This is a genomic window from Paenibacillus sp. OK076, assembly GCF_900110055.1.
Taxonomy (GTDB): Bacteria; Bacillota; Bacilli; order Paenibacillales; family Paenibacillaceae; genus Paenibacillus.
The window spans coordinates 22,459-40,834 of record NZ_FOCH01000008.1 but is presented as its reverse complement, the minus strand read 5'-3'; the positions used below and the strand labels follow the sequence as shown (position 1 = coordinate 40,834).

The following is an 18,376-nucleotide window of genomic DNA, read 5'->3' as shown; positions in this document are numbered from 1 at the left end:
TTGCAAAATATTGATATATAAAGAGCGGAAACAATAGCATCTGTTTCCGCTCTATGTTATTGCAGATATTACTTGATCATTTTTGCAAAGTGCTCCAAAGTGCGAACCAGTTGAGCAGTGTAGGACATTTCATTGTCATACCAAGCTACAGTTTTAACCAATTGTTGGTCGCCAACAGTCAGAACTTTAGTTTGAGTTGCATCAAACAGGGAACCGAAAGTGATACCTTGGATATCGGAAGATACGATTTCATCTTCTGTGTATCCGAAAGTTTGTGGATCGGAAGCTTCTTTCATTACTGCGTTAACTTCTTCAGCAGTAACTTTTTTGCCCAATACAGTTACGAGCTCAGTCAGGGAACCAGTAGCTACTGGTACACGTTGAGCTGCACCGTCGAGTTTGCCTTGCAGTTCTGGAATAACCAAACCGATTGCTTTAGCAGCACCAGTTGTGTTAGGGATGATGTTTTCAGCTGCTGCGCGAGCACGACGGAAGTCACCTTTAGGGTGTGGAGCATCCAATGTGTTTTGGTCGCCAGTGTAAGCGTGAATTGTAGTCATCAAACCTTGAACGATTCCGAATTTGTCTTGCAGCGTTTTTGCCATAGGTGCCAGGCAGTTTGTTGTGCAAGATGCGCCGGAGATTACAGTTTCAGTACCGTCGAGGATTTCATGGTTTACGTTGTAAACGATGGTTTTCATGTCGCCAGTAGCTGGTGCGGAGATAACAACTTTCTTAGCTCCACCTTTCAAGTGTTTCTCAGCTGCTTCTTTAGTTGTGAAGAAACCAGTACATTCCAGAACGATATCTACGCCGAGGTCGCCCCATGGCAGTTCTTCTGGGTTACGGTTAGCCAATACTTTAACTTCTTTGCCGTTCACTTTGAAGAAGCCATCGTGTACTTCAACATCGCCATCGAAGCGACCTTGAGTTGTATCATATTTAAGCAAATGAGCCAGCATTTTAGCATCAGTCAAGTCGTTGATTGCTACAACTTCAATGCCCTCTACATTTTGAATACGGCGGAATGCCAAACGACCAATACGTCCAAAACCGTTAATACCTACTTTAATCATGAGTAAGTTCCTCCCAAGTTTTGATTGATTTTTTTATGAAGCTTATATATTCAAGACAGACGGTGAAGTCCGTCAAGACAACAATAGTTGTGGTGCAAAATAAAACCTTATTCCATTTCGGCGACGATGACTTCAGCAGCAGCCTCATCAATAATCAGAATATCTTCCTGACCAAATCGCAGGACAGAATGTATGGCAGCAGCCTTGCTCTTGCCACCTGCAATGCCAATTACGACATCGGTTCGTTCTATATCCTGGAGTCGCATGCCCAGCGTAAGCATGGTATGTACCACCTCACCCTGATCATTAAAGTAATAACCGAATGATTCAGATACGGCCCCTTGCTCCTGGAGTTCATCTATGATCTCTGTCGCAAGTTTGCGGCGCCGTGCCATCTCTACGGCATCACCAATTCCATGAATGACGATCCGCGATTTTCGGATCAGCTGCAGAATCTCCTGAACACTCGGGTCCTGGATTAGTGATTCATAGGCATGATCACTCAGCAAATCCGGTACATGCAGGAGTTTGTATTGGGCTCCTACCCGTTTTGCCATCGTGGATGCTATCGTATTGGCCTGAATTTCGAGGCTTTCTCCCAGCCCACCGCGTGCCGGTACGAACCAGACACCTTTCAGCGATGTTGGCGGAGTGAGTTGCTCTGCGACTTCAGCCGTTGTTGAACCGCCAGTTACGGCGACAACATCGTTATCACTCATGATATTACCCAGAGCCTTCGCTCCGGCTCTGCCCAGCTCCCGTTTGGCAAATGGAGAAATGTCCGAATCGCCGGGAACCACAACTACCTTTTGCAGACCGTAGGCTTGCTTGATGCGTTCTTCCAGTTCGGATAATCCAAACAGCTCTTTGGCGACGGGTTCCAACTGCTGCAGCAATTCATGCCCTGCCTCACTGATCTTCATCCCTGCACTGTCAATTTCAATAAGTCCCTGAGCCTTTAACAAATCGGTCTCAGCCCTCAGAACCCGCTCGGTCATCTGCATGGAATTAGCTAACGTTCTTCGTCCGATCACATCCGATAACATGATCTGGCGCAGAATCGTGTACCTCTTCTTCAAGACATCCATGAGATCAGGCAGAAGCTGCTTTTGTACTTCTAAAATCGTTCGCATGCTTTCCACTCCCGCAAGCTTCTCGTTCCAAGCTTTCTTTCATGGCCCTAAAACGTCCCGGGTTAACTTTTTAAGTCCCACGTCTATTCTACCTAAAACTGACGCGACATGCAAGTGTTTCAAAGCCTTATTTCGACACGTTTCAGGCGTTTGTACGCGCCTATTTTCACAATGTCACCCTACTCTGATCGAGAACAACCTGTTCGATACCATATATAGAAGCAAAGTAAATTTTCCATCTACATATTGCTTGCTGTTGTTTTTCATATGGCATATCCAAAACCTCTTTTAGCATTTACCTATTTGCGCTCTTTATCCACTTATCTTCATCATGATCATTTTCAAGCTTATCCAAACCACAACAGTAAACATCTGCTTGCAATTCAATTATTCATGAGCTATAATCAATATTGCTGTCACATCTTTGAAACTTCTATTTCAAAACAGCTTTATGCAGCTATGCTTGCAGCAATAATCAATGTGCGCCCGTGGTCCAATGGATATGACGTAGGCCTCCGAAGCCTGAGATCCAAGTTCGATTCTTGGCGGGCGCGCCACTCTTAATTAGTAGCTCATAACCCTTTTAACCAATGAAACCGAATAGGTTTCTTTTTTTTCAAACTTAGTTTGACTTTCTTTGACTTTTTGTTTGAAATTGTTTATGATGTGGGTAATACGGTAACAGTTTATATATAAACACCAATTTAACATTTACATTTCCGAGGAGGTTTTTCACGTGAGTTATATTCCAATGGTCGTTGAACAGAGCAACCGCGGTGAGCGCGCCTATGACATCTATTCCAGATTGCTGAAGGATCGTATCATCTTCCTTGGCAGTGATGTAAATGACGTTGTAGCGAATTCCATCATGGCACAGATGTTGTTCCTTACTGCGGAAGATCCGGAGAAAGACATTCACTTATACATCAATAGCCCAGGCGGATCCATTACAGCCGGTATGGCGATTTACGATACTATGCAATTCATCAAACCGGATGTATCTACCATCTGTGTAGGTATGGCGGCTTCGATGGGTGCATTCCTGTTGAACGCAGGTGCCAAAGGTAAACGTTTTGCATTGCCTAACAGCGAAATCATGATTCACCAACCGCTTGGTGGTGCGCAAGGTCAAGCTTCGGACATCGAAATTCGTGCCCGCCGCATCCTGAAAATGCGTGATACCTTGAACCGCATCATCGCTGAGCGCTCAGGCCAACCGCTGGAGCGTATCGAGAAAGATACAGATCGTGACTACTTTATGAGCGCTGCTGAAGCTGCTGATTACGGTATCATCGATAAAGTTATCGAAAACGTAGGTTCCCAAGGCATCTAAGCCGAGGCGAATCGCCAATTAAACGGATATACCATATAGGCAACTCAAAGGGTAACGCCCAGTTGAGTTGCCTATATGAAAAAAGGGCGCTCTCGTCAATATGACGAGGGCGTCCTTTTTTTTGAAGATAATTTAAGAGTGCATAATTCGTTTAAATCTAATAGCATTACAATGGCCCTAGAACCTATGTGAAGACGGACACTACAACAACACGAACACAGCTAATATTAACGTACATCACATCTAACGAACTGAGCACACGCTATTGACCATCATTTCAACGAAATGGAATTCTAACGAATCACAGGAATGTTATCGTTGCTATATGTTCCCGTTTTCTTTCGATTTCCCCGTTTCTTCACTCCATAGCCTCTCTACGATTCGTTACAATATCCCAAGCCTCATATCTAGCCTTATAAGATGCAACAGGTTCGTTAGAGTTCCAGATATCCAATGAATTACTTAAGGAATGACTAATACTTCCGATACTCTTACTTGTTGGCCGTTAAGCCACTGAACGGCTCTGTGCCTTTAGAAAGCAACTCTTTGTATGTGAACGGGAATTCTGGGAAACCCTCCGCATAAGCTGTGTACTCATACAACTGGAAGAATACAACTACACCAGTTGGGGTTACATAGAAATCCTGATCTTTATTTAGACCTTTATAGCCTTCAAGGTAACCACCACGGGCTTTAAGCTGATCTCCCACTTTTTTGCTTACTGTCTCACGTACGGTTTTGTTATTTTGGATCACATCATCCAGACTCAATTCCTTACCGGAATCCAGAGCAAAGGTGTGACCTGTACGGAACGTCATGCCATGTGCGCCTGCATAGTCCTGATAACTTTGCGTAATGAGCCCAAGTACACCATTTTCGTTGTATGTCACGACATAAGAACTCTCAAATGCATATGGACGGTTCGCTGCTGCATCACCAAATTCCTTGGTTTGTTTTTTGAAATCTGCTACAAAAGCATCGACTTCATCTTTCAACACCTTGTTGATAGCCGCTTCCGCTTTATCGTTCGCCAGTCCGCTCACCTGAGGATATTGAATATCGACTTCAGCATTCTTGATGCTGACTTTCACTGTTGCCGCTTTGACTGCCACGTTATTTTGCTTCACTTTGCTCAGCGACAGTGTCTTGGCTTTACCATCCCAGTTGCCCTGTACACCCAAATAATCTCTCATTGCAGAGAACGGAATGTACAATCGGCCATTAATCAGCTTCGCTTCTACCCCTGGGTAATACCCATTTATTCTCAGCATTGGATCACCATCCAACAGACTGATCGTCATTTTGTTATTGGCTGCTGTCAGGGCATACTCTTTGGTTTTCGCATCATATTTCAAGCTTCCACCCGCTACATCTTTGACAGCCGTAAGCGATACCCAAGTGGAGCCGCCTTGAAGGAGTCCTTTTTGAGTAAGCGTTTTGCCTCCCGATTTCAGAGTTACCTCAGTAGGTGTTGTCACTTTCGTGGATACTGAAGCTGCCTTTACAGAACTATCCTGCCATACAGCCCCGCTCCCCACAATAATTCCTGCCGCCAATAGTGCACTTGTCCATTTTTTCCATGATGTCATATATAAAACTCCTCTCTCGAATTCAAATTTTGAGTGTCATTGCGTATGTATCCTGATTTGATCGTATGCCTCATACGCTCACCTCTTTATTATAATTAACCCGATTCCGGAAAGGTTTACAGCTCCAGTTACAATGTTGTTTGATCCAGATGCCTATAATGAATGTTTTGTTACGAACAAATAGACAAAAAAGATACCAATAACCAGCAATTTATTTCGTCATATTTCATCTCTTCTTTTCAAACTTCATCAAGTCCGCCTTTATAACAAAAAAGACGCTGTCCATCGGACAACGTCTTTGTCATTATTGCCTTTCGCCTGCTCAAGCATATCTTTAACGGACATTCAGCCTTTATTTATTTCACCTATTTCATTTCATAAGTAATATTCAGCGTTGTGCTTACTTTAACCTGACCTGTTTCAATGGCTGTACCGCCATCTGCCTCTGACTTCGCTTGGGACATCAGAGCCTCATTTGCATAGAACACAGGTACATTGGCATCACCTTGGCTCACGGACAGAACAGCACCCAGTTGACGTTTAACCGCTTTTGCAATAGCTCCAGCTTTCACATCAGCATTGGCAACAGCTTTTTCAATCACTTGAGCTTCAAAGCTCTCCGGTTTTTCTACCGTAAAACGAACATTTTCAATGTTGTTGGCACCAGCCTGGGATGCTGCATCCAGGAGTTCACCAATCTTGTCCATCTCCCGGTAAGTTACAGTCAGTGTGTGATGAGCTGTGTACCCTTTGATCTTCTGTCCGTCTTTTTCACTATACGTATAGTTAGGCTGTACGTAGAACTGGCTGGTTTGAATATCATCCGCACTGATTTTCCACGTACTTTTCAGCAGATTGCTAACTTTTTGAATTTTCGCTGCATTCGCTTTTTGAGCAGAGGCTGCTGTGTCTGCCGTACTGTTCACTCCGATGGAAAGATAAGCGATGTCAGGCTTCACCTGAATCTCACCTGTACCCACAACATTAATCACGTTTTGCTGTACCCCCTGTACCTCAGCAGCATAGGCATAGTTACTAGGTGCCACCCACGCAGTACCTCCAACAAGCAATGTACCAGCAACCATCACCGCGCCCAGCGGTTTCATCCATAATTTACCCATCATGTTAGCCTCCTTAAGTTTTAACATCTCATACTCAAATCGATTTGATACCTAACAGACGGGCTTAATTCCATAATGTTGCACTTGACAGTCCTAAAACGCAAAAAAGCCCCTTTCGGGACTTCTTCATTGGATTCAAATCATATCTTATTGGTTCTCAAGCTCTTCCTTGCTTACCAGACTAACTAAAGCGTTTACAGCCTGTTCGGCGTCCGCGCCCTCTGCACTAATCTGGATTTCCGTACCAGTACTGATTGCAAGGCTCATGATCCCCATGATACTTTTTGCATTTACTTTTTTGTCGTCCTTCTCGACGAACACTTCAGATGAGTACTTATTCGCTTCTTGAACGAACAGTGCCGCAGGTCTGGCATGGAGACCCGTTTTCAAACGGACAACTACCGGGTGCTTTGTCATGGAAACTTACCCCCTATTATGAAATCTAGACATTAAATACACAATTATATTTATAACATTATACCATATAACCAGAGCAGGACACTAGAAGAAAAAACTCAGGGTGATTGGATGTCATTATTATGACCCATTTTAGCCTTTTTACATCGCTTCATTTCACCTGAGCAGATCTCCAAGATCCTTAAGGCTGACTTCAAGCTGACCTTTTGAAGAAAACGAAAGCAATCAGCTTTGCCAGGCTGCCCTACCCTTATTTTAACCGTAACGCTCGGTACGAACCTTCTCTGCCAGCTCATCAATCTTGCGAAGCCGGTGATTCACCCCGGACTTACTTACTGTACCCTTAAGCAGTTCGCCTACTTCCTTCAAGTTGATATCCGGATGGGCGAGCCTCACTTCAGCCACTTCACGAAGCTTTTCGGGCAACGACTCCAGACCAACTTCTTTTTGCAACAGTCTGATGTTATCGATCTGTCTGACTGCCGCTCCAATCGTTTTGTTCAGATTCGCCGTCTCACAATTGACGATTCGGTTGACGGAATTACGCATATCTCGCATGATACGCACATCCTCGAACTTGAAAAGGGCCTGATGTGCACCAATGATACTGAGCAGCTCAATGATTTTCTCGCCTTCCTTAATGTATAGGATGAATCCTTTTTTGCGTTCTATACAACGGGCATTGAGATGAAATTCATTCGCCAGGTCCACCAGGGCCTGACAGTGCTCCTCATACATGGACGCAATCTCCAGGTGGTAGGATGAACCTTCGGGATTGTTGACTGAGCCACCTGCCATAAATGCGCCTCGAAGATAAGCACGTTTACAGCAGTTATTATTGAACAGCTCTCCACTAATCCCGGGAGTAAACAGAAATCCTTCGGATACAATGTACAGATCTTTTAAAATCTCTTGTACCATAGTTGGAATCCGAACAATATATACATTGTTCTTTTTCAGCCGCATTTTTTTGCGGACAAGCAATTCCGTATGCACTTGAAAATGCTTTTTAAGCAGAGAGTATGCCCGTCTTGCAATGGCGGCATTCTCCGTCGAAATATCCAAGATGACTTTTTTATTCGATAACTGCACCGCACCAAGCATACGGATGAGGGCTGAAAGTTCCGCCTTTTCGCAGCACGGTTCGCTTTCAATCATCGTTAGTTCTTTTTTGGTCTGTGCTGCAAACGACATGGGACTTCACCTCTTCCGTAACATCCAATTTTGTACAAGTTGGTAGATGTGATGGCTCAGTTTGTCGGCATCATGACGCAGATAGGTTCGGAATAGGACCAATGTATCCGCAACGACTTGATAGCCGGCACTCTTCAGCACATTCATATCCAGTACAACCGGTTTAGCTCCTTTTTCCGCATACTTATTCTGCACCTGCAGCGGAATATCACCATTATTTACAATAACATAGTCGAAAATTTGATGTCCTACATGTTCATGTACCGCCTTGAGGTGGTCACTCACCGTGTAATTATCCGTCTCTCCTGGCTGTGTCATCACATTACAAATAAACATTTTCACTGCGTCCGCCTCAACGACAGCTTCAGCCAGCTTAGGTACAAGCAGATTGGGCAAAATACTCGTGTAGAGACTACCAGGCCCAATCAGGATGGCGTCTGCCTGACGAATAGCCTCAACAGCCTCTGGCAACGGCTCCACGTGATCCGGTTCAAGGAAAACACGTTTGATCCGTAAGCCAGCTTCAGGGATCTTGGACTCGCCCGTAACAATCGAGCCATCCTCCATCTCTGCATGCAGTATAACGGCCTGCCCGGCTGCGGGCAATACCTCACCCCGAACGGCAAACACGCGGCTAAGTTCCCGCACAGCGGTCACAAAGTCGCCCGATATATCCGTCATTGCAGCCAAAATTAAGTTACCCAGGCTGTGGCCTGCAAGCCCCGCGCCTGTATTGAAGCGATAATTCAGCATATCCGACAACAACGGTTCTACATCTGCTAGCGCCGTGAGTACGTTACGAATGTCGCCCGGAGGCGGCATTTGCAGCTCATTACGCAGGATGCCCGAACTTCCTCCGTCATCCGCCACCGTCACGATGGCCGTGATGTCCAGCGGCTTTTCCTTCAAACCGCGCAGCATCACGGATAATCCGGTTCCGCCGCCCATGACTACAATTCTCGGACGTTCTCTTCGTGGTCCGGCTTCTTTCATCCCTTCACCCTCTTCAATGACGGTCCCGGTCGGCGTCGCGATGGCTCACGGTGACAGCCTCAGTTTCGCTGCTTCCCAACATTTTGCCCAAATATTCCGATATTGCTACCGAACGATGCTTGCCTCCGGTACAGCCGATTCCAATAATAACCTGGCTTTTGCCTTCCTTCCGGTATTGCGGAATCAGAAAATGCAGCATATCCAGCAGCTTGGTCAGAAACGCTTGCGTCTCCGGCCATTTCATAACATATTCGTATACATCACTATTCTGTCCCGTATTCGGACGTAAATGCTCAATATAATGCGGATTTGGCAAGAAACGAACGTCAAACACCAGATCCGCATCGATTGGAATACCGTATTTGAACCCAAACGACGTAATATTTACCGACAGCATATGGCTTTCCAGATGAGAAAAGCGGGATATGATACGCTCTTTCAATTGAGCAGGCTTCATCGTACTGGTATTCAGTACCTGAGTGGCGGAGTTTTTGAGCTCCTCCAGCATCTTACGTTCCAGCCGGATGCCATCAAGCGGCATACCCTCAGGAGCCAGCGGATGTCTGCGCCTGCTCTCCTTATAGCGCTGGACTAATACAGAGTCTGTCGCGTCCAGGAATAATATTTCACAATGAATGGTAAAATGATCTTTAATATAGTTCAGTGACTCGGACAAAGCCGTAAAGAACTCACGACCGCGCAGGTCGATAACCAATGCGACCTTGCCAATTTTGCCGTTCGATTGCTCAATCAACTCCGCGAATTTCGGAATCAATACCGGTGGAAGATTATCCACACAGAAGAAACCAAGATCCTCCAGGCTTTGTACTGCAATCGTCTTGCCTGCTCCGGACATGCCCGTAATGATAATGAGCGTGGCGCCTGTGCCCGGTGAAACTTCACCTTCAAGCATAAATGTCCCCTCCTTATCATATTGCTGTCGGATTATACTGTTACGAGGTTACTAGGAACGCAGGAGAAGACCAGCCGCGCCAACAATACCTGCATTGTTGCCAAGCGTTGCTTCAAGGATTTTAACCCCTTCTTGCAGCGGTTCAGGTGTCAGTTTCGCAAATACAGTGCGTACTTCATCAAACAAAATATTACCCGCTTTGGATACACCGCCACCGATAATGAACATCTCAGGGTTAATCACAGCCGCTACAGCCGCCATCGATTTACCCAGATAGAACGCTGCACGATTGACGATACGAAGCGCAACTTCATCGCCCGCCTTGGCTGCATCAAATACTTCCTTGGCTGCAATCTTGTCCACGAGTGCCAGTGATGTATGGTCTCCACGCTCTACAGCGTCTTTGGCCATACGAATAATTCCGGTTGCTGAAGATACAGTTTCCACGCATCCCATTTTGCCACATCCGCACTGAATCGCTTCCAGATCAGGAACAACACTGACATGACCAAGCTCACCAGCCATACCGGAGAAACCTTGATAGATCTTGCCGTTCAAGATCAGTCCGCCACCAACGCCTGTACCAAGCGTATAGCATACACAGTTGTCCACTCCCTTGCCGGCACCTGCCCAGGCTTCACCCAGTGCAGCCACGTTTGCATCGTTATCTATTTTGACTGGCTTGCCCAGACGTTCTTCCAAAATCGAACGAATGGCTACATTCCGAAATCCAATGTTAGGGGCAAGAACGATAATTCCCTCGCGTACATTGGTGAACCCAGCCACTCCTGCTCCCACACCTTCAAGCTGTTCCCAGCTGTAAGGCGATTCGGCAACGATATGACGGACATACTTTTCGATGTTGGCAATGACCGTGTCAACGCCCTTATCCACTTCAGTCGGTCCTTCATACGTATGCATAAGCTGACCGTGTTCATCACATATACCGACCTTGATTGCTGTTCCGCCGAGATCGACCCCAACGTAGATTTTCTCAGACATGCTACAAGCCACCTTTATCTATCTATAATAGTTTAATCCTACGTACCAACTATAATTGAAGGATACGCCTGGGTCAAGACGATAAGACCTTTGCTGTGATTAGCTTCCCCGCTATTGTGAACAACATCACAGGCTATTTTTGAATACGTATACAACCTCATTTGTCTCTATCAAAAACGCAAGCTTCTTTCCTTCCTCCATAGAGGAGGAAGCCTCAACTCATGATATTGCATATCCACTCGTTCCATGCGTAAAAGATGACAATTGTCATCTGAATTTCATGACAATCCTTACTAATCACGTCTAGGGCAGTTCGGTAAGATGGAAATATCTTATAGAACAGAACAAGGACGTGATTCAAGATGAGCTCACCCGTAGTACAGTTGTTGCAACCCTTAGCCCTAACGACGCAAAAAAACGCCTTCCCATAACAGGAGGCGTTTCTCTAATTTTATGAACATTACCTAACCTAGCCTTCAGCAGTTATTCAGCTACTGGTCACAGTTTCGTTTCTACACGTACGGGTTCTTCCGTTTTTTCCATCTTGTTGACGTCCAGAATATCGAGCAGGAAGACAAAGATCGGAATACCGATGATAAGCCCCCAGATCCCCAGGAAATGTTGAGACAGAATCAGTACGATAAACGTGTAAAACATCGGCAATTTGGTTTTGTGCGCCATCAGCTTCGGATTCAGGAAGTACGTCTCCAACGCATGAATAATGATGATCATAATGACCACGATCACGCTGAGCTGCAACCCACCCAGTTGATAGCCGATTAGACACAGCGGAATCAGTGAGATGATAACCCCCGCAACGGGTACCAGACTCAGCATGAATACCAGAATGGTCAAGGCGAACAAGTACGGGAAGCCGAGTATCCATAATCCCAAAATCGTCAAAGCTGTATTGAACACCGCAATCAACAACTGTGCCTCGATTACTTTACCAAAGGAAGATACAAATTTATCTCCAAGGTACGCCACTTCATTATAGAACCAGCCGATCTTGCTTGTTTTGAACTTGGAGGTAAACTTGGAAATCTCCCGCTTCTGCAACAAGAAGAAAAGGCTCAGGATGATGACCAGTAGAATGAACTCCAACCATTTACTTAACGCAAAAATATACTTCAATGCATCGTTGGTATAGTTTTTGATATCGAACGATTGAAGATAACCTGCAATTTTGGAAGCAAAATTATCCCCGTCAGCAGTATCAAGAAATTTCATGATCTCATTCGTTAACTGAACAACCTGATCCACAATTCGTGGTGAATACCTGGAGATGCCCAGTACTATGGCTGCAATAACGATAAGGTAGAGCAGAATGACTACAACTTTATAGTTAATCGGAAATAAACGATTCAACTTCTCTGTGATAAAATGCTGCAGCCTGTTCATGACATACGTCACCAGGAATAACAGCAAAATCATGTGCAGCATACTCCCCATGCTGAAAAGCACCAAACAAAACAACAGCAGGATCAAAAATCGCCGCACTGTTGCATTCTGTAACCAATCTTTTATCATTTCCCCCAAAGTCTTCACCTCACAGCTAATATGCCCATTATGTATACGATCTCATGCCCACTTTGGTTTCAAAAAAAGAGAAGCCTTCCGGCTTCTCACATCATGAGACTTCCCGTTGTCTCTTATCCTTAATTTATGCCAAAACATACCCTTTTCATGCTTACTTATCCAGTGTTTCGCTCCAGTCATGCACAATACTGCCTTCAAGGAATTTCTCGCAGTCCATTGCGGCCATACATCCTGAACCTGCTGCTGTAATGGCTTGACGATACTTCGTATCCTGAACGTCACCACAGGCGAATACACCTGGAATGTTGGTCTCGGTTGTACCCGGTTTAACGACAACATAACCGTGCTCATCCAAAGTAATCTGGTTGCCCAGGAACCCCGTATTCGGTGTGTGTCCAATGGCAATGAATACCCCATCCGCCTGAAGCAACTCTTCCTGTCCGGTCTCGTTATTGCGGACCTTAAGTCCTTTGACGCCAAGAGCCTCAGGCACAACTTCGAGCGGTGTACGGTTCAAGGCCCATTTCACCTTCTCGTTGCTGCGAGCTCGATCCTGCATAATTTTCGATGCACGTAATTCGTCCCGGCGGTGAACCAAGGTAACGTCTGTTGCAAAACGGGTCAGGAAGCTGGCTTCCTCCATCGCGGAGTCTCCACCGCCAACAACGACGATCTTTTTACCACGGAAAAAGAATCCGTCACAGGTGGCACATGTACTTACTCCACGTCCCACATTTTCCTGCTCTCCCGGAATGCCGAGATAACGGGCCGAAGCACCGGTAGAGATAATGATCGATTCGGCTTCCAGTTCACCGATGCCTCCAACTTTAACCTTGAAGGGCGGTTTGCTGAAATCCACTTCTTCCACCCAGCCATTTTTGAACTCAGCTCCAAAACGCTCCGCTTGCTTGCGCATATTGTCCATCAGTTCCGGACCCATAATACCTTGCGGAAAACCAGGGAAATTCTCAACTTCCGTTGTCGTCGTCAATTGACCACCCGGCTGTAGACCTTCGATTACCAGTGGGTTTAGATTAGCACGAGCCAGATATATCGCTGCTGTCAGACCCGCAGGTCCGGTACCGATCACAATCGTTCTGTATTTAGACATATAGATACAGCCTCCTTAATAAGGTTGAGAGTGTGTTGAGTGGCGATTAACTTGCTATGATGATATCCTACAGGCATGTCGAGACCTATCGTTAAGTTTACCCGTTTTCCAGGCCTATGTATCCTTCACGCAATGAAGTCTATCCCCAAGCGAGAAATTTCAAGGAACATTTACTGGACCGGTGGGTTGGAATTGCACACTTTATTGATTTGCCGTGCATATTTGCTGACTGTGGCAGCTGATATGCCATACCGGTCGGCTATGCTTTGGTAGGTCACTGGACGACTGTGAATTTTCGCAGCCAGATATTCCAGTCCCGCAGCCAAGCCTTCAATTTGCTTCGCGCCAGGCACCTCCGGGTGTACGCGAGATACATAGTCGGTCCACAGCCGCTCCATTTCTTGCTGCAATTCGGCTTTGGCTTCAGACATCTGTAACGCCCGGTCCACGACCGCCTGCCAATGCGGCGAAGGTTTCATTTCCGATTGTTCCGTCATCGACTCCATCTTCGGAATGGTGCGATTGCTCGATGCAGTTAGCGGCCGCAGAACAGAAGATTCATCCTGCTCAGCTCCTTCTGCATCCAGACCGTTTAATACGGAACGAGCGGCTTCCACCAGATCCTGATCTTCACCAGGTTCCTGGATGAAGGATTGCAGTGCCTGCTGCACCTCATAATCACCGATCATACCAAGAGCATGAATGACCTGGAGCTTGGTTGCCCGATCCCCATGTCGCAACGCCCAGAAGAAAGAGGAACGGATCAAGGGATCATTTTTCATCTCCTCAGGTATGCCGTTGCCATAGTTCTCCCATTGTCTGAATTGCTCGTCAAATGGCAGATGATAGTGATAGCTTAGTTTCTCCGGATCTTTCTCTCCCTGTCTCACAGCCTCAAGACCCGACAGATAGTACCGGGATACTTCCGAACCTGGGTCCAGCTTGCCCACATGGCGCCACAGACGTTCAGCGGAATCGTAACGTTCGGTATTATAAGCGGCGACTGCCGCATAATGTGCAAGAGCCGGATCAGCAGCGGTCTCTTCATCCTTCAACAGGCGACGGAAATGTACATAAGCCGTATCATGTTGTCCCAGGATACCCATCGTGGTAGCCAGTTTGTAGACCTGTTCGTGCTGGAAAGGCACGATAACACGCAATTTTTTGATCAGAAGCAGCACTTGGTCGACTCGATTCTCGTTCTGGTGAAAGATCGCCAGATTACACAGTGCATGCAAATTACCTGGCTCCTGCTCCAGTACCTCGGCAATCGTCTCTTTCGCTTTGGGAAACAGCCCCATATAATAATAGGCAAGCGCCAAATTGTTGCGAGCAGCCAAATAATCAGGATAATCAGGTGACATACCTTCCAGCAGCTCAGCCGCCTGTGCAAACTTCCCTTGTTCCAACAATTCTCGCGCCTGATCGTGTTCAACGACACCCTTACGTGATTTGATCCGGTTCAGTTTGGCTGGTCGATCCAGCTCGTAGTACAGAAGCTCCATCATCTCTTCGGCTTCCGTCATAAACTGCCCCTGGGTATCCTCCTCCAAATACGTAACAAGCGCTTGCTCAGCTTCTTCAAACCGATCCATATTCGCATAATTGTTCGCCATGTAGAAATAACATTCCGTCATGGACGGATCTACCACGTCGAGCACATGTGCAAGAACGGCATTGGAAGCCTCGTAATCCCCCTTCTCTGATAATATACCCGCCATATTACAATGATTCACCGGATTTTCCGGTTCATATTCAACAGCTTTACGAAAATATTTTAATGCCTTGTCGACGTGATTACGGTCCAGCGAGCGGACAGCTCTCTCAAAAAAGAAAGAAGCATCCAAGTGAATCGGTATTACATTGGCAAGGTGTCCCTCAGCCCGCAGTAGCTTGCCCTTCATCTTCCAAGGCACCTCCTCTTTGCTTTCATTCATACTCTCCAGTATACCACATCTTAAGGCCCACTTCTCAATATGTAGTTTCATGTCGTTTATGCCAAAAATGCGCAAAAAAGATGACACCCCCTCATCCCTTTCGAATGAAATGTCATCTTTTGCTTCTTGTACTCTTTCCTATAAAGAGATTCACAGAATTAAAGCTTCAAGGCCATGGATGGCGAAAGAGAGATATTAACCGTCTTGTGAAAAGGCGTCATAAAGTTAACCAGCACAACCTTACACTTATCAGGCAACCTCGCCTCACGTACGGTTGCCGCCAAATGTCCTACCTCTCCACCAGTCAGCTCAATCCAGTCATCTCCACAGGAATAACGCAATGTGCCGCTCTTCCACAGATAATGGCCTTCATCCGTCTCAAGCAATTCCCCATGGGAAAGCTCGCCCTCGCTTCCGAACACGAAAGACAGCTGCACCATAATCTGTTCCGGCTGCTCTCCTGCCAGTTTCAGTGTCCAGCCATTTTCCGTTCGTAGTACTTCCGTCTGTACATGGAATGTCTGCTCATGGGTGAGCGATCGACTCTGATGAGGCAATAAATACCACGGACTGATGGCTGTTCTCGCCGTTTCAGGCAGTTGGCTATCCGGGATCGGACCGTAATAGCCTTTCTTCTGTTCGCCCGTCAGACAGTAACCTGCTGGCAATCGGGACATGTGCTGCATCGGCACATATCCTGGATTGAAATAGGAGGCCAACTGAACGGCCAGCAGACGTACGGCACCATGACGAAGGGCAAAGAAGGAAGGCACCTCCGTCATTACAGTCGCACTTGTATTACCGGTACGAATTCGTGCTACAGGTGCGCCGAAGTCCGTATGCAACCGGCTGTGCGAGATGTGTCCATGATGACCTGCCGAATCCACTCGCTGTAAATAGTCCTCCCGCACAAATCGTTCATTCAGTATGATCTCGTACCGCTCAGGCAGCTGATCGCGTGCTTTACGTGCCTGCTGAAGCTCCGGCTCCAGCAGCAGTCGGACGAGCGCATTGACCGAGCAGACGCCGGGATCTGTTAACATTTCTCCCGCCCAATCGGCCATGCCGGCAAAGATCGGATCACCGTCTAACCGGGCCATAATGGCATACGGCAAGTAATACGGTGATAAATCATGCACGCTCCCCAGATCCTGGCGACCTGAGTAATCCGTAACCACCTCACCTGTTGGATGTACAAGATACACCATCATACGAAGATTGAGTCTCACCGGGTCCAGCAATTCGGGACGGTTCAACAGGCGTGCCGCATGAATCAGCATGATGTCGCTAACCGCGCTGTAGATTCCGTTGCTTCGTTCAGTCCACTCCCCATCAGGCGTAATATCCATACCTTCAGCCAGCCATTGCTCTGCACGCTGCACAGCTTCCTCCAGGTCAAACAATTGATGCAGGAAACCGAGCGCCGCGCATAGCACCCAGCGATGATTCGGCGTATGACAGCCTCCAGTCACCAAGACCGGAACAGTACGTTCCAGAAACAGGCGCATATTATCCAGCACAGATTGCAGTGGCTCCCAATCCTGCTGCTGAAGAAGCTGATATAACTGGGCATATCCCACGACGAGAAATGCAGTATCCGGCGGAGAATGGGAATTGGTCCAACCGGGGGAGATTGAGCCGTCTCCATGCTGATTACGAAGTACGTACTCCGAGGCAAGCTGCAGACGATTTAACAGATCTTCATCCCGGTAAAAGATCGAATCCGGATTTGCGATTGCCGCTCCCCAGTAACACATATCCGTAGGTGTTCCGGTCGTGTGGTTAACCCAGGCAATACCTGTAGAGGGATCAATCGTTCCTCCATAATAACGGCTATCCGGGTCAAGCACCTGCCGGGATATACCTCTTTGCACCGCTTTGTCATTGCTGTCCACCAGTTGCCTGTACATGTGTATTCCCTCCAAACGAATGCATTTGCCGTGTGCCACGATCTGCGGTTTCCCTTCCTGATTCGGCCGGAATACAAGCAGATCCTTTAACATGGCAGTTCATCTTGCCGACAGTAAATACAGGTTTCTTATCGTAGATAGTCGCCATAAAATTTTCGATCTGTTGACTCCCTAATCACGTAAGCCCTATGCCCCTTACGTCAACCCTTGACCGCCCCAAGCATGGCACCGCTAACAAAATATTTTTGCAGCCATGGGTAGACAAGCAGGATCGGTACGGTTGCGAAGATAACAGTGGCAGCCTTGAGACTTTCCGGAGTTAAAGGTGTACGGTTCGCCCCCTCCATCTGTGTAAGCTCGCTAACCATGTTATTCTGTACCATTTGGAAGAGCTTCAGCTGTAGTGGGTACAGCTTCGGATCATTGATGTACATCAGGGAGTCCTGAAAGCCATTCCAGCGTCCAACTGCATAGAAAAGAGCCAAAGTAGCCAGCACAGGCATGGATAAGGGCAAGATGATTTTAAAGAGCGTATGAATATGTGAGCTACCATCAATCTCTGCCGATTCCTCCAGACTTTCCGGTATACCCCTGAAGAACGATATCAGGATAATCAGGTTAAACGGACTTACGAGACCCGGCAGAATCAGTGCCCAAACCGAATTGAGCAAGTGCAGGTCACGAATGAGCAAGTACTCGGGAATGATCCCGCCGCTGAAAAACATCGTAATGATGATCACATACATGAAGAGCTTGCGACCTTTCAATTTTTTCTTGGTCAACGGATAAGCCGCAGCGAGCGTGAATAGCATACACAGCACTGTAGTGGCGATCGTAAGAACAGTTGTATAACCCAGTGAATAGATCATCGACTGATCAGAGAACACCTGAATATACGCATCCCAATTGAACTCTTTGGGGAATATGGTCACTTCACCTGATGTAATTGCCCGGTTTGAGCTGAACGATATCGCAATCGTGTGCAGAAATGGAGCCAGACAGAATATAACAAACAGGGTGATAAAGGAGATATTAACGATATCAAAAATCCGGTTCGAGGTGCGTTCACTCATCTGCGCACAACTCCTTTACTGATGGTCTATACAAA

At 46.7% G+C, this 18,376-nt stretch carries 15 protein-coding genes and 1 tRNA gene; 2 read left to right on the top strand and 14 right to left on the bottom strand.

The features are described 5' to 3' along the window. Positions 1-68 precede the first annotated feature (68 nt). Positions 69-1,076 (bottom strand): type I glyceraldehyde-3-phosphate dehydrogenase, encoded by a 1,008-nt coding sequence (gene gap, locus BMY78_RS30365; RefSeq protein WP_056695277.1) that lies wholly within the window; start codon positions 1,074-1,076, stop codon positions 69-71. 107 nt (positions 1,077-1,183) lie between these two features. Then, complete coding sequence (locus BMY78_RS30360) at positions 1,184-2,209, bottom strand: sugar-binding transcriptional regulator (protein ID WP_076291987.1); 1,026 nt, start codon at positions 2,207-2,209, stop codon at positions 1,184-1,186. Between the two features lie 482 nt (positions 2,210-2,691). Here BMY78_RS30360 and BMY78_RS30355 point away from each other — a divergent pair. Further along, positions 2,692-2,766, top strand: a tRNA-Arg gene (locus BMY78_RS30355). A 179-nt stretch (positions 2,767-2,945) separates the two neighbouring features. Continuing rightward, positions 2,946-3,542 (top strand): ATP-dependent Clp endopeptidase proteolytic subunit ClpP, encoded by a 597-nt coding sequence (gene clpP, locus BMY78_RS30350; protein WP_063566492.1) that lies wholly within the window; start codon positions 2,946-2,948, stop codon positions 3,540-3,542. A 491-nt stretch (positions 3,543-4,033) separates the two neighbouring features. Here clpP and BMY78_RS30345 read toward each other — a convergent pair whose 3' ends face one another. The 12 genes from BMY78_RS30345 to BMY78_RS30290 form a co-directional block, all read right to left on the bottom strand. Further along, positions 4,034-5,131 carry a PdaC/SigV domain-containing protein gene (locus BMY78_RS30345; RefSeq protein WP_090904981.1) on the bottom strand — a complete coding sequence of 366 codons (1,098 nt, stop codon included), beginning with the start codon at positions 5,129-5,131 and terminating at the stop codon, positions 4,034-4,036. A gap of 365 nt (positions 5,132-5,496) precedes the next feature. Continuing rightward, positions 5,497-6,252 carry an SIMPL domain-containing protein gene (locus tag BMY78_RS30340; RefSeq protein ID WP_090904979.1) on the bottom strand — a complete coding sequence of 252 codons (756 nt, stop codon included), beginning with the start codon at positions 6,250-6,252 and terminating at the stop codon, positions 5,497-5,499. A 147-nt stretch (positions 6,253-6,399) separates the two neighbouring features. Further along, on the bottom strand, positions 6,400-6,669 hold the full coding sequence (locus BMY78_RS30335) for an HPr family phosphocarrier protein (RefSeq protein WP_017691248.1): 270 nt from the start codon (positions 6,667-6,669) through the stop codon (positions 6,400-6,402). A 255-nt stretch (positions 6,670-6,924) separates the two neighbouring features. Further along, on the bottom strand, positions 6,925-7,863 hold the full coding sequence (gene whiA, locus BMY78_RS30330; RefSeq protein WP_076291990.1) for a DNA-binding protein WhiA: 939 nt from the start codon (positions 7,861-7,863) through the stop codon (positions 6,925-6,927). 6 nt (positions 7,864-7,869) lie between these two features. Continuing rightward, positions 7,870-8,856 (bottom strand): gluconeogenesis factor YvcK family protein, encoded by a 987-nt coding sequence (gene yvcK, locus BMY78_RS30325; RefSeq protein ID WP_053782950.1) that lies wholly within the window; start codon positions 8,854-8,856, stop codon positions 7,870-7,872. Positions 8,857-8,869: 13 nt separating this feature from the next. Beyond that, positions 8,870-9,769 (bottom strand): RNase adapter RapZ, encoded by a 900-nt coding sequence (gene rapZ / locus BMY78_RS30320; RefSeq protein ID WP_053782949.1) that lies wholly within the window; start codon positions 9,767-9,769, stop codon positions 8,870-8,872. Positions 9,770-9,820: 51 nt separating this feature from the next. Beyond that, positions 9,821-10,771 (bottom strand): ROK family glucokinase, encoded by a 951-nt coding sequence (locus BMY78_RS30315; RefSeq protein WP_063566497.1) that lies wholly within the window; start codon positions 10,769-10,771, stop codon positions 9,821-9,823. Positions 10,772-11,269: 498 nt separating this feature from the next. After that, complete coding sequence (locus tag BMY78_RS30310) at positions 11,270-12,301, bottom strand: AI-2E family transporter (protein WP_090905143.1); 1,032 nt, start codon at positions 12,299-12,301, stop codon at positions 11,270-11,272. Positions 12,302-12,461: 160 nt separating this feature from the next. Beyond that, positions 12,462-13,421 (bottom strand): thioredoxin-disulfide reductase, encoded by a 960-nt coding sequence (gene trxB, locus BMY78_RS30305; RefSeq protein WP_090904977.1) that lies wholly within the window; start codon positions 13,419-13,421, stop codon positions 12,462-12,464. A 170-nt stretch (positions 13,422-13,591) separates the two neighbouring features. Then, positions 13,592-15,325 (bottom strand): tetratricopeptide repeat protein, encoded by a 1,734-nt coding sequence (locus BMY78_RS30300; RefSeq protein WP_090905141.1) that lies wholly within the window; start codon positions 15,323-15,325, stop codon positions 13,592-13,594. A 191-nt stretch (positions 15,326-15,516) separates the two neighbouring features. Next, on the bottom strand, positions 15,517-17,268 hold the full coding sequence (locus tag BMY78_RS30295) for a hypothetical protein (protein ID WP_090905140.1): 1,752 nt from the start codon (positions 17,266-17,268) through the stop codon (positions 15,517-15,519). 200 nt (positions 17,269-17,468) lie between these two features. After that, positions 17,469-18,341 (bottom strand): carbohydrate ABC transporter permease, encoded by an 873-nt coding sequence (locus tag BMY78_RS30290; RefSeq protein WP_090904974.1) that lies wholly within the window; start codon positions 18,339-18,341, stop codon positions 17,469-17,471. Positions 18,342-18,376: the final 35 nt, after the last annotated feature.

Excerpts from the sequence above, each read along its gene's own strand:
- yvcK (WP_053782950.1), bottom strand. The coding sequence starts at position 8,856 with ATGAAAGAAGCCGGACCACGAAGAGAACGTCCGAGAATTGTAGTCATG.
- gap (WP_056695277.1), bottom strand. The coding sequence starts at position 1,076 with ATGATTAAAGTAGGTATTAACGGTTTTGGACGTATTGGTCGTTTGGCA.
- BMY78_RS30335 (WP_017691248.1), bottom strand. The coding sequence starts at position 6,669 with ATGACAAAGCACCCGGTAGTTGTCCGTTTGAAAACGGGTCTCCATGCC.
- trxB (WP_090904977.1), bottom strand. The coding sequence starts at position 13,421 with ATGTCTAAATACAGAACGATTGTGATCGGTACCGGACCTGCGGGTCTG.
- BMY78_RS30290 (WP_090904974.1), bottom strand. The coding sequence starts at position 18,341 with ATGAGTGAACGCACCTCGAACCGGATTTTTGATATCGTTAATATCTCC.
- BMY78_RS30345 (WP_090904981.1), bottom strand. The coding sequence starts at position 5,131 with ATGACATCATGGAAAAAATGGACAAGTGCACTATTGGCGGCAGGAATT.
- BMY78_RS30315 (WP_063566497.1), bottom strand. The coding sequence starts at position 10,771 with ATGTCTGAGAAAATCTACGTTGGGGTCGATCTCGGCGGAACAGCAATC.
- BMY78_RS30295 (WP_090905140.1), bottom strand. The coding sequence starts at position 17,268 with ATGTACAGGCAACTGGTGGACAGCAATGACAAAGCGGTGCAAAGAGGT.
- BMY78_RS30300 (WP_090905141.1), bottom strand. The coding sequence starts at position 15,325 with ATGAAGGGCAAGCTACTGCGGGCTGAGGGACACCTTGCCAATGTAATA.
- whiA (WP_076291990.1), bottom strand. The coding sequence starts at position 7,863 with ATGTCGTTTGCAGCACAGACCAAAAAAGAACTAACGATGATTGAAAGC.
- BMY78_RS30360 (WP_076291987.1), bottom strand. The coding sequence starts at position 2,209 with ATGCGAACGATTTTAGAAGTACAAAAGCAGCTTCTGCCTGATCTCATG.
- BMY78_RS30310 (WP_090905143.1), bottom strand. The coding sequence starts at position 12,301 with ATGATAAAAGATTGGTTACAGAATGCAACAGTGCGGCGATTTTTGATC.
- BMY78_RS30340 (WP_090904979.1), bottom strand. The coding sequence starts at position 6,252 with ATGGGTAAATTATGGATGAAACCGCTGGGCGCGGTGATGGTTGCTGGT.
- rapZ (WP_053782949.1), bottom strand. The coding sequence starts at position 9,769 with ATGCTTGAAGGTGAAGTTTCACCGGGCACAGGCGCCACGCTCATTATC.